We start from the raw sequence: 12,768 nt of genomic DNA, 5'->3' as shown, positions 1-12,768 counted from the left end.
GTGTTTGCTTCTGTATTTTTTGAAAGTCATAGAGGACTTGTTGTCGGTTCGCTTTATGCTGGTGGAATTCTTATGGCTTTTTTAATGGGAATGCTGTTAAAAAATACATATTTTAAAAAGGATGAGGAACCGTTCATACTTGAAGTACCTGAATATAAAATGCCTACATTTAAATCAGTGTATAAGGCTACAGCAGATAAAGCTGCTGGATTTTTGAAAAAGGCTGGTACAGTTATTTTTGCTATGAGTGTTATAATATGGTTTTTATCAAATTTTAATATTAATGGAATGGTTGAAGAAGTAAATGACAGTGTTTTAGCATGGATTGGAAATATTATTGCTCCAATATTTGCACCTTTAGGATTTGGAAACTGGCAGAGCGCAGTATCATTGCTTTCAGGACTTCTTGCAAAAGAATCTGTTTTAGCTTCAATGGAAATAATATTTTCAGGAGATTTAAATACAGTACTTCCAATGCATTTTTCAAATCTTTCTGCATATTCATTTTTGGTATTTGTGCTTCTTTATACACCATGTATTTCTGTATTAGGAACTATAAAGAAGGAATATGGAGCAAAATTCACTTTAGTATCAGTAATTTTTCAGCTTTTTGTAGCATGGATTGCAGCGTTTATTGTATTTAATATTGGAAGGGTGTTTATACTATAGAAGAGTTGCTCAAATTGTATATTTTGAGTTTATTACTGTTATGTTATGGAGATGATAATGTGATAGAATTGATTATTACTTTAGTAATAGTGATATTTGCAGTATATATAATAGGAAAATCATTAAAGAATTCATCACAAGGAAAATGCAATGGAAATTGTTCAAAATGTAGAACAGAAACCAAATGTCATGAAAAGAGTGATGAAAGATAATAAATATCCATATCATTTTGTTTAAAAAATGATATGGATATAATTTTATATGAGTTTAAAATGTTTAAGTGCATTATATATGCCATCTTTTTCAATATCATCTGTAATGTATGAAACAAAATCAAATAGGATTGGATTGCTGTTGCCCATTGCTACACTGTTTTTTACATATTTAAGCATTGAAAGATCATTTGTACTATCTCCAAATGCATATGTATTTTCATAAGATATATTTAATTCTTTTATCAAAAATTCAATTCCAGAAGCCTTTGAGAATCCTTTTGGAACTATTTCATAAAAATTCACATCCCTATGTATAAAATCAAAGTCGTTTTTGTATATATTATGAAATTTTTGAAAATCACTGTTTTTATTGTACCATATTACAAATTTATCACAATCCATTTCGTTATCATCAAATGTTTTTATAATCTGACCTTTAGCTGGAATATGATTCTCTTTAATTTTTTTTACTTCAGGACCATAAATAAAATCATCATAATAAGTTGCTGTTTTGCTTTCAATTATTCCATCTAATTTGCATTCTCTTATATTTTTTACAAGTTCTTTTGTGAATGTATTATCAAATGTTTTTGAAAATAATTCTTTGTTTTTGAATTCTATATATGTTCCACATCCACACACATATCCATCAAAGTTTAAATCCTTTATTATATCATCTATATTTGAAAAAGCTCTTCCTGTATTTATAAAGAGAAGATGACCATTTTCTCTTGCTTTTTTTAATGCTGCTTTAGTGCTCTTAGGGATAGTATGTGTAGTTTCACTTAAAAGTGTACCATCAATATCAAAAAATAGTATGCTTTTTGCCATTGCTTTTCTCCTTTTTCTAAGTTAAATATGAATATATATTTTGCAATAATGAAAATACATAATAATAATGACAAAATCTTAAAAAGATTTCACTTTTCATTGTTAATTAGAGTATATGTTCAAATAAATATTTATTATTGATATATATTATACAATTCAAAAGGAGTTAAATCAAAGAAGAATTTAATAAAAACCAATATGATAATTTAAAAAACAAATATAAAAAGGACTGTACGAATATATGAAAATACTGGTATAATGTAGTAAACATGATAAAATTAATATGATTAATTTATTAGGAGAGAAAAACATGGAAGCTGGGGCAAGAGTCTATCAAGGAAAAGTGATAGTCACTGATGGTGATGAAAAAGTCACTATAAAATGTGGGAAGAACATAAAGATGAAGATAAATGATATTGATTGTGAGACATTTAAAATATATGAAGTTACATCAAAGGATAAAATAGAGTGTGAATGTGAAAAAACTGAAGGAAAAAGGTTAGTGGATATAGCTTTATCAGAAGATAAAATGAAGGCTTATGTAAAAATATCGTATGTACCTGAAATACAATATAAGCTTAAGGATAGAGAAAGCTTTCTTAATCTTGCTATTGCAGCTGAAAAAGGAAATTCTATAGAGCCACCTTATTTTTTAGCTGATGAATTAAAAAAAGAATTAAATGCTAAAGGTATTGTCTATGGAATAAAAGAAGATAAACTTGAATATGCTGCGCAGGGAACTGGCGAAGAAGTCCTTATTGCAGAAGGAATAGAAGCAGTAGATGATGTACCAGATCAGCTTGAACTTAATTTTACTCCTACTCAAATGGAGCTCCCAGATCCTGAGTCAGATGAAAAAGTTGATTATAAGAATATTTTTAGAATTGCAAATGTATATGCAGGAGATAGAATAGCAGAAATAATTCCTGGTATTCCGGGAAAAAATGGAATGGATGTTTTTGGCAAGGTTTGTGAGCGTGAATATGCAAGAACTCTTCCTATAAACGTAAAAAACGGATGTAAGCTGGAAAATAATAATATAATTGCCCTTATTGATGGAAAAGCACATATTGCTAATAATACAATAAGCGTCAACAGAGTTTTCTCTGTTGAAAATGTAAATATGGAAACATGTAATTTGAAATTTTCCGGAGATATTGAGGTGTATGACAGTGTAAATGATCATATGTCTGTAAATGCAGGCGGTTCTCTTGATGTAAGCAAGAATGTAAATACAGCAAATGTTACAGCAGGTGCTGTAACGATTCTTGGAAATGCCATAAAGTCAAATATATTATCAGGTCAGATAGATGTTGAAAAAAAAGAATATTCAAAAGTACTTATGGATTTTAAGGAAATGCTCTCTGAATTAATAAGTATTGCGGAAAATACAAATAGAGGAAATGAAAATCTAAATTTTGGAGAGCTTATTAAGTCGCTTACAGAAGCCAGGTTCTCAAATTTTCAAAAAGTTGCATTTAATATTGTAACAATGAACATAAAAAATAGAATAAAACATAATAAACTTGTTAATTATATAAAAGATTATATTTTAGGATATAATATATTAAAATTGAAATCAATTACTGAATTAAAACGGTTTATTGATATAGTAGAGAATGAAATTGAGTTTTATGATAAAAATATAATAGTTCCTCTTGATGTGAGGATTGGATACTGTCAGGATTGCGAAATAAAATCTACTGGGAATATAATAATAAATGGCAAAGGTGAATATACATCAAAACTTAATGCAATGAAAGATATTATGTTTACTCAAAGAGATTCTGTTGCAAGAGGAGGAATTCTTACGGCAGGAGGAAATATAAGTGCTGGCATTATTGGAAGTACAGCAAGTATAAGTACAATTTTAAATGTTCCTCTTTCTGGAAGAATTACAGCAACAGGTGCATATAAAAATACAACATTTTGTTTTGGTAAAAAACATATTACTTTAGAAAAGGATATGGAAAATATAAATGTATATTATGATTCAAATATTCATGAAATAAAAATTGCTTATTCTGGATTGTAATCATAAAAATTAAAGAGTTTATTAAGTGTAGATATTATATTAATTAACATATAAGAAATAAGTACATAATAGAAATAAAATCAAAATATAATTTTTTTTAATTATTAGAAAATATATTGCTGCAAGTATCTTTTGCATTTAACTTTTACATGTATAAGATAAATTTTGAATGTGATTTTAATCTGGCAGCATAGACATAATATAACAGTCAGAAAAGAGGAGAATTACTAATGAAAGCATATGAAAGATTATTAAATTATGTTAAAGTTTATACAACATCAGATGAAAGATCTGAAAGTCATCCAACTACAGCAAGACAATTTAATCTTGCAAAGATTCTTGTAAAGGAAATGAAAGAACTAGGAATAGAAAATGTTGTATGTGATGAAAATTGTTATGTATATGGGCAGATTTCAGCAAGTAAAGGATATGAAGACAAAAAAGCAATAGGTCTTATTGCACATATTGATACAGCACCAGCTGCATGTGGAGAAAATGTAAAACCTCAGGTAATAGAAAATTATGATGGAGAAGATATAATTCTTAAAGGTAATAATAGTGTACTTTCTCCAAAGAGATTTCCACATTTGAAAAAATTAAAAGGAAGAACACTTATAACAACTGATGGTACTACTCTTCTTGGAGCTGATGATAAGGCTGGAATAGCTGAAATACTAACAGCATGTGAGCGAATATTAAAAGAAAACATTCCTCATGGGAAAATATGTATAGGTTTTACACCAGATGAAGAAGTTGGACTTGGTGCACATCTTTTTGATGTAAAAAAATTTGGCGCTGATTTTGCATATACAATAGATGGTGGAATTGAAGGAGAAATATCTTATGAAAACTTTAATGCGGCAATGGCTAAAGTGTGTATAAATGGTGTTTCTGTGCATCCTGGAAGTGCAAAGAATACAATGATAAATGCCCTTAATGTTGCAATTGAATTCAATTCAATGCTTCCTGCATGCGAACGACCTGAATATACAGAGGGGTATGAAGGATTTTATTATCTTGAAAAGTTGAATGGAAATACTGATAATGCTGTAGCAGAGTATATAATAAGAGATCATGATTCCGAAAAGTTTAATGCAAAAAAAGATACTATAAAACTTGCTGAAAAACTATTGAATGAGAAATATGGAGAAGGAACAGTAAAAGTTACAATAAAAGAACAATACAGAAATATGATTGAACAAATAAAACCATGTTTTCATCTTATAGATAATGCAGTGGAATCAATAAAGGAACTCGGCATTGAGCCTGTGATTGAACCAATAAGAGGAGGAACTGATGGAGCAACACTAAGTTATATGGGACTTCCATGTCCAAATTTAGGAACAGGAGGATTTGCATATCATGGAGAATTTGAGCATATAAGCGTTGAAGGAATGGATATAGCCACAGATATAATAATAACTATATTAAAGAAATATGCTGAAGAAGAATAGAATGACTTAATAATTTAAATATGAAAATGAAATGGCTGTTAATTGCAGTGCAGGATGTGAAAATCTGTATGTATACAGAAAAAGCAGAGCATTTATTAATAGCCATTTTAATTATGTCAGAAAAATTTCTGATATATATATTAACAATTTATAACGAATGATGAAATTTTTGAGATATTTTTACATGTATATGATAAATTGTAAACATAATTTTAATAGAAAAGTCATGTAGAATAAAATAATTTGTTTTGTGTTCATAAAAATTACAATAATGATATTTATGTAAATATATGCTATAATGTGTAAATAAAAATAGTCAAACTTAGAAAGGAGCATGCTGTTAACATTTATATGATTAATTATATGATATGAGAGAACTTAATTATTACTCTGCATATAAATTATGACAGCAAGGGAAAATATGTTAGAATTAAAAAACATATGCTTTACAGTAGAAAATGATAAAGAAATATTAAAGGATGTAAATCTTACAATTGATGATTCTAAATTTATTGCTATTACAGGACCAAATGGTGGGGGAAAGTCTACACTTGCAAAAATAATAACAGGAATTAAAACTCCAACTAAAGGCCAGATAATATTTAATGGAGAAGATATAACAGATCTGAGTATTACAGAAAGAGCAAATAAAGGAATAAGTTTTGCATTTCAGCAGCCTGTAAGATTTAAAGGAATAACAGTAAATGATCTTATAACTCTTGCAGCAGGAAAAAAGATTACAAAAAAGGAAGCATGCGTATATCTTCGAGAAGTAGGATTGTGTGCAAAAGAATATATAGACAGGGAAGTCAATGGCAGTTTATCAGGAGGAGAACTTAAGAGAATTGAAATTGCTACAATTATTGCAAGGGGAACAAAATTATCATTGTTTGATGAACCTGAAGCAGGAATTGATATTTGGAGTTTTAACAATATGATAAGTGTATTTGAAAAAATGAGGAGAGACATAAATGGATCTATAGTAATAATATCTCATCAGGAAAGAATACTTAATATTGCAGATGAGATTGTACTTATAGAAAATGGAAAAATAAAATCTCATGGTAGCAAGGAAGAAATACTTCCTGGTCTTTTAACAGCAGCAGGAAATTGTAGATTTTATAAAGGAGAAGAATAGTCATGGATGATATACAAAAAAATTTGCTTAAAGAAGTTTCGGATTTACATAGCATTCCAGAAGGTGCTTTTAATATAAGAATTGATGGAGCTGTAGCTCTAAGAAATACAACTGCTAATATAGATATAGTGCCTAAAAGTGATAAAAGTGGAATAGATATTTTTATAAAGGAAAATACTAAGAATGAAAGTGTACATATTCCAGTTATATTAAGCCAGAGTGGAATGAGTGAACTTGTATATAATGATTTTCACATTGGAGAAAATGCTGATGTGACTATAGTTGCTGGATGTGGGATTCATAATGGCGGTGATAAAAAATCTGAACATGATGGTATTCATACATTTTATATAGGAAAAAATGCAAAAGTAAGGTATATTGAAAAACATTATGGAGAAGGAGAAGGTACTGGAGAAAGAATATTAAACCCACAGACTATTGTAAATATAGAAGACGGTGGATATATGGAAATGGAAACTACGCAGATAAAAGGTGTGGATTCAACCAAAAGGGTTACAAAAGCTAAGCTTAAAAATGATGCTACTCTTGTAATAAAAGAAAAGATACTGACTCATGGAAATCAGTTTGCAGAAACTGAATTTGAAGTTGATTTAAATGGAGAAAATTCAAGTACGAATGTTATTTCAAGATCAGTTGCAAAGGATAATTCAAAACAAATATTTAGATCTAAGGTAAATGGAAACAATAAATGTGCTGGTCATACTGAGTGTGATGCAATAATTATGGATAATGGATGTGTAAAAGCAATTCCAGAAATAACAGCAAATAATATTGATGCAAGTCTTATTCATGAAGCTGCAATAGGAAAGATTGCCGGAGAACAGCTTATAAAACTCATGACTTTAGGACTTACGGAGCAAGAAGCTGAAACACAGATTGTAAATGGGTTTTTAAAATAGTATTTTTTGCACGTTAAAATTCAATTGTAATTTTTTGGGATGGAAATGACCAAATTCAATTACATGAGTACAAAATTTCATAATTCTATTTAAAAAAATTAAAAAATAAGTTATAATTTATTAAAAGGTTGAGAAATCTTTTAATATGCAGAACTAAGGAGAATGTAATGATGAAATGTACTGCTTGCACGTTAATAATTAAGGATGATTTTGACAATGTTCTTATTTTTAAAAAGAAAGTTAAAAGAGGACAAATCGGAAAATGGTCACTTCTTACACAAAATGTTAGGGGAAAAGAAAGTGATGAAAAATGCTTAAATAAAGCTAGTAATAAGATTTTAAAAACTATTATATTCGATTTAGAACCTTATAAAGATTTTTTAGTAAATGAAGAGTTAGATGAGGGTGTACGAGTTTATATGGGTGGAATTAAAGGTAGATTTGTTTTAGATAAATCATATGATGAAGCTCAATGGGTTCGCAAGGACAAGCTTAACGAGTATGAATTTGAGGATTTTGATAAATCTATAATAGCAGATTTTATAGCTGAATAATCATTTTTGCAGAATTTTAACATTAAGTGCAATGAAAAGCTGCCACAAAGTTTTGAGGAAAGTTGTGGTGGCTTTTTATTGTATTTGTATTGTGTAAAAATAGTGTTAATTTATGTTTATAAATGGTAAATTTATTTTATTTATTTATAGTATGATGATAAAATATGATTGATAAAGTGTGAATTGAAAATTTAAATATAATTAAAAGATTAATGGAAATAAAAAAATGAATCAATTAAAAAAATTTTAAGTATTCATAGAAAATAATTTAAAAATAAATAAACAGGGTAATATAAATAGAAATATAGATAATAATATAACTGATAGGAAAGGGCGGAGGTGCAGATTTGAAAAATAATGCAGCCATAAGGGAATTTAAAAAGTATAAAAGCCAGATAAATCAAATTGAAGAAATAATAGAACATTCTAAACCTGGAGCACTAATAGAACATGAAAGTTCTATTAGAAAGAAGTTAAGGCATTTAAATGAGCTTCAAATTGATTTAAAGGATTACGATATAGTGGTAGAAAGATATGAAGAACTTCTAGAATATGTGTCTAAAAGAATTATTGATGAGTATAATAGGAAAAACAATACAGAATTTGATTTTTATGAAATTGTACGTGGGAATTACAATGTATTTGTAAATTCAGGAATAATGACAGTGCTTACAAAAATGCATATTCCAAGTCTTATTGGAAAAGAATTTGAAAAAGCCTTTCCAGACAATCCTAAAGATGAATATAGGCAAGCAAGAACAATGAAAAGAAAATTTTATATACATCTTGGAGACACAAATACAGGAAAGACATATACAGCTCTTGAAAGACTTAAAACAGCTTCAAAAGGAGTATATCTTTCACCTTTAAGGATACTGGCTTTGGAAAACTATGAAAAATTGAATAATGAAGGTGTAAAATGTGATCTTCTTACAGGAGAAGAGGAAATAATTAATCCTGGTTCGACACATATTTCATGTACTATTGAAAGAGTGAATTTAAGGGAACATTATGATATTGCTGTAATAGATGAAATACAGATGATAAGTGATCCTTTTAGAGGTATAGCATGGAGCAAATCAGTACTTGGCCTTCAGTGTGATGAAATACATATATGTGGAGCTTTGAATGCAAAGGAAATTTTGATAAATATGATTGAAGATTGTCAGGATGAATATGAAATTATAGAATACAAAAGATCTATGCCTCTTATTATAGAAGATAAAAATTTTAGTTATAATGATGTTAGGGAAGGAGATGCAATAGTTGTTTTCTCAAAAAAAAGAGTTCTTGAAATTGCACAAGAATACTCAGAACGAGGAATAAAATGTTCTATAATTTATGGTGATCTTCCTCCAGAAGTGAGAAAAATGCAATATGAACAATTTGTAAGCAAAGAAACAAAAGTACTTGTGACAACTGATGCAATAGGAATGGGTGTAAATCTGCCTATTCAAAGAATTATATTTATGAGCATAAGAAAATTTGATGGTGAAGAGGTCCGTGAACTTACATCGCAAGAGGTTAAACAAATTGCAGGAAGAGCTGGAAGAATTGGAATATATGATGTTGGATACGTTGCAGCAGCAGGAGGAAATGCTCATATCGTTAAAACTAAAATAGAGAAAGAAGATGTACCTATAAAAAAAGCTGTAATAGGTCCTTCAGAAATTATTCTTACAATAAAAAATTTACCATTGAATGAAAAGCTGGCTTTATGGAGTACTAGAAAAGAAAAGATTGAATATTATACAAAAATGGATGTAAGTGAATATATATATATACTTGATAAAATAAAGAAATATAAACTTTCAGAGGAAGTTCAGTGGGATCTTCTTAAAGTACCTTTTGATGTGTCAAGAGATGAACTTATGGAAATGTTTCTTGATTATGTTGATGAATTGTTTGTAAATAAACAGGATGAGTTATTTATTCCTCAATGTTATAGTGGGAATCTTGATGAACTTGAAATATATTATCAAAAGATAAATATGTATTATTCTTTTTCAAAAATATTCAATTTGAAATTTGATGTACAGTGGGTGTATGATGAAAGAATAGCAGTTAGTGAAGAAATAAATGAAATTCTTCTAAGAATATAAAGTTCTGCTGCTTCGATAAGCATTTCAATTTGTTTGAAATGAAAAAAATTATCATCAAATTGACCAAAAAAGTTAAAATGATATTTAAAAATTTTGTTTTTTAGTATATACTATTAATGATTAAAGATATATTAATGGTTTAAATATATTAATTATATTAAAATAATCCAAAGGAGAGCGACCAATGACTGAATTAAATCATGAACTTGGAATTATAGCATTAGAAAGCTGCAGAGAACTTGGAAGTGCTATAGACAAGTATATTCAAAAAAAGAGAGAATGTAGTGATTCATTCTTAATTCCTCTTGATGAAATAAGATTTTCAAATGGGGAAGGAAAGGTAAAGATTTCTGAGACAGTAAGAGGAAGAGACATATACATACTATGTGATGTTGGAAATCACAGCTGTACATATAAAATGTTTGGAAAAGAGACTCATAAAGGTCCAGATGAACATTTCCAAGATATAAAGAGAACTGTTGCTGCTATAAGAGGTAAAGCTGCTAGAATTACAGTAATTATGCCACTTTTATATGAATCAAGACAACACCGCAGAAAAGGAAGAGAATCTCTTGACTGCGCATTAGCACTTCAAGAATTAGAAAGATTAGGTGTAGATGAAATAATTACATTTGACGTTCACGATCCTAATATACAAAATGCAATTCCATTATTATCATTTGAAAATGTATATCCAACATATGATATGGTAAAAGCTCTTGTATCTACTGAAAGTAGCTTAGAGTTAGACAAAGAAAAATTACTTGTTATTAGTCCTGATACTGGGGCTATGGATAGAGCCATTTATTATGCTGGTGCATTAGGAGTAGATGTTGGATTATTCTATAAGAGAAGAGACCATTCTACAATAGTAAATGGCAAGAATCCTATAGTTCAGCATGAATATGTAGGAAGAAGTGTAGAAGATAAAGATGTATTAATAGTTGATGATATGATTGCATCAGGAGAATCAGTTATTGATATAGCTCAAGAATTAAAGAAGAGAAAAGCTAGAAATGTATATGTTGCAGCTACATTTGGATTCTTTACAGAAGGACTTGATAAATTCAATAAATTCTATGAAGATGGAGTTATAAGCAGAATATATTGTTCTAACTTAACATATATTTCACCAGAATTAAATGATGCTCCTTGGTTCCATGCAGTTGATATTTCTGAACTTTGTGCAAGAATAATCAACAGATTGAACTATGGAAAATCTATAGCTAAATATATGGATGCAACAAGAATAATTCATGATTTATTAAATGAATAATTATATTTAGTATTTGTGCTGTTTTGGAATTTTAGGTTCCAAAACAGCTTTTTTGTTCTAGTACAAGAAATTATAAATTTTTGTTTATATAGAATATTATATTGTTAAATGATATATGTATAATTTTTGAAAAGTATACAGGAGTAAAATTTTATTTAGTTTATGAGTTGTTGAATATGTAAATTTGAATATTTACATAGATAGGTGTAAAATGTCATTAATAGTGCTATATTTATAATTATTTTACAAAAATATATTATGAAAGTTAATTTTTTCTTAATAAATATATAATACATCCGTTATTGACTTGAAAAAGGGACTATGTTTATAATGGAAATATGTAAAGAAATATTCATTGAAAAGTGGAATTGCATTTTATGGATGGAGATTCCACAATGTAGGGGGTCAATGAGGCTGAAGGAGATTAATATGAAGAGTAGAAAAATACAGACACTAGTAGCCGCAATAGCTATTACATGTATGACAACAACTAGTGGACTAACTGTTTTTGCAGCACCAAATGATACAACAGCAGCAGAGACTGAAGTGTTAGAAAATAATGGAATATCAGAAAATGTAGAGTCGGTAGATCAGCAATCCATTAGCAAGATTATTCAAAACATACAAGAATATGATAGTAAGATTGAGTATAAAATGCAGAAGCTTAATGAATTAAAAGAACAGCTTCTTAATAAGGAAAATGAAATAGAAGATAATAAGGCAAAGATAGAACTTGCAGAATCAGATATTGAAAGAAAAGATTCTGAACTTGCAAAGAGACTGAATACAATTCAGAAAAATGGAGGCATTGAAGCAACACCATTAAAATATATTGAAGCTCTTTTATCATCTGAAGATGTAGTAGATGCTGTAAATAAACTACACCTTATATCAAAGATATGCGAAAGTGATAAAAAACTTATAAAAGAGGCAAAAGAGGCAAAAGATAATCTTTATGAAATACAGGAAAATATAGAAAAGGAACAGAAGGATCTTGAAAAAAGTAAGGAATATGTTGAAAATGAAATAAAGAAATTAGAAGAAGACAAAGAAAAACTTATAAATTATATAAAAGAAAATAGTGCTCTTCTTGATTTAAGTACAAGCAATATAATTCCAGTAACACTTCCAAGTGATATTTCAGAAGAAGCAAAAACACTTATTCTTGAAGCAGAAAAGTATCTTGGAATACCGTACTTATGGGGAGGAACAACACCTGCCGGATTTGATTGCTCTGGACTTATGCAGTATGTGTTTGCATCAGAAGGAATATCAATACCTAGAGTATCTCAGGAACAGCAGAGTTTTGCAAAGAAGATTTCAATGTCAGAAATAAAACCAGGAGACCTTGTGTTCAATAAAGCTTCAGATGCAACTCATGTTGGAATGTATGTTGGAAATGATATGTATATACATGCGCCTCATACTGGGGATGTTGTTAAGATAAGCCAGCTTTCTACATCAAATATGAAGTATGCTGGAAGAGTACTAGAACCAGATAACGAGATAAATAGCAATGATATAAATTAAAAATTTACTATAAAATCACTAACCATATCATAAATTGATAAATT

11 protein-coding genes are annotated in these 12,768 nt (G+C 28.8%); 10 read left to right on the top strand and 1 reads right to left on the bottom strand.

Annotated features, from left to right (window positions below):
• Nucleotides 1-669 (top strand): nucleoside recognition domain-containing protein (locus Q0F58_RS13550; protein ID WP_294377497.1); only part of this gene is annotated, 669 nt, incomplete at its 5' end.
• A gap of 59 nt (nucleotides 670-728) precedes the next feature.
• Nucleotides 729-881, top strand: coding sequence for a FeoB-associated Cys-rich membrane protein (locus Q0F58_RS13545; RefSeq protein WP_294377495.1), 153 nt, complete (start codon nucleotides 729-731; stop codon nucleotides 879-881).
• 45 nt (nucleotides 882-926) lie between these two features.
• Here the strand turns inward: Q0F58_RS13545 and Q0F58_RS13540 are convergent, their stop codons facing one another.
• Nucleotides 927-1,715, bottom strand: a complete 789-nt coding sequence (locus Q0F58_RS13540; protein WP_294377493.1) for a Cof-type HAD-IIB family hydrolase — start codon at nucleotides 1,713-1,715, stop codon at nucleotides 927-929.
• A 310-nt stretch (nucleotides 1,716-2,025) separates the two neighbouring features.
• Between Q0F58_RS13540 and Q0F58_RS13535 the strand changes: the two genes are divergently transcribed.
• The 8 genes from Q0F58_RS13535 (at nucleotide 2,026) to Q0F58_RS13500 (ending at nucleotide 12,724) form a co-directional block, all read left to right on the top strand.
• Nucleotides 2,026-3,750 (top strand): FapA family protein, encoded by a 1,725-nt coding sequence (locus Q0F58_RS13535; protein ID WP_294377491.1) that lies wholly within the window; start codon nucleotides 2,026-2,028, stop codon nucleotides 3,748-3,750.
• A 230-nt stretch (nucleotides 3,751-3,980) separates the two neighbouring features.
• Nucleotides 3,981-5,204, top strand: a complete 1,224-nt coding sequence (gene pepT / locus Q0F58_RS13530) for a peptidase T (RefSeq protein WP_294377488.1) — start codon at nucleotides 3,981-3,983, stop codon at nucleotides 5,202-5,204.
• Nucleotides 5,205-5,625: 421 nt separating this feature from the next.
• Nucleotides 5,626-6,342, top strand: a complete 717-nt coding sequence (locus Q0F58_RS13525) for an ABC transporter ATP-binding protein (protein WP_294377486.1) — start codon at nucleotides 5,626-5,628, stop codon at nucleotides 6,340-6,342.
• Between the two features lie 2 nt (nucleotides 6,343-6,344).
• Entirely contained in the window at nucleotides 6,345-7,262 is a 918-nt protein-coding gene (locus tag Q0F58_RS13520) for a SufD family Fe-S cluster assembly protein (protein ID WP_294377484.1), read from the top strand.
• A 167-nt stretch (nucleotides 7,263-7,429) separates the two neighbouring features.
• Nucleotides 7,430-7,816, top strand: coding sequence for a hypothetical protein (locus tag Q0F58_RS13515; RefSeq protein WP_294377482.1), 387 nt, complete (start codon nucleotides 7,430-7,432; stop codon nucleotides 7,814-7,816).
• Nucleotides 7,817-8,163: 347 nt separating this feature from the next.
• Nucleotides 8,164-9,918: a DEAD/DEAH box helicase gene (locus Q0F58_RS13510; RefSeq protein WP_294377480.1), complete on the top strand. Its 1,755-nt coding sequence runs from the start codon at nucleotides 8,164-8,166 to the stop codon at nucleotides 9,916-9,918.
• Between the two features lie 184 nt (nucleotides 9,919-10,102).
• Complete coding sequence (locus Q0F58_RS13505; protein WP_294377478.1) at nucleotides 10,103-11,194, top strand: ribose-phosphate pyrophosphokinase; 1,092 nt, start codon at nucleotides 10,103-10,105, stop codon at nucleotides 11,192-11,194.
• A 429-nt stretch (nucleotides 11,195-11,623) separates the two neighbouring features.
• Nucleotides 11,624-12,724 (top strand): NlpC/P60 family protein, encoded by a 1,101-nt coding sequence (locus Q0F58_RS13500; RefSeq protein WP_294377476.1) that lies wholly within the window; start codon nucleotides 11,624-11,626, stop codon nucleotides 12,722-12,724.
• Nucleotides 12,725-12,768 lie beyond the last annotated feature (44 nt).

The sequence above is a fragment of the uncultured Clostridium sp. genome (genome assembly GCF_934754915.1).
In the GTDB taxonomy this organism is placed as follows: domain Bacteria; phylum Bacillota; class Clostridia; order Clostridiales; family Clostridiaceae; genus Clostridium.
The sequence above is the reverse complement of the archived record's forward strand: the minus strand, read 5'-3'. Positions and strand labels throughout refer to the sequence as shown.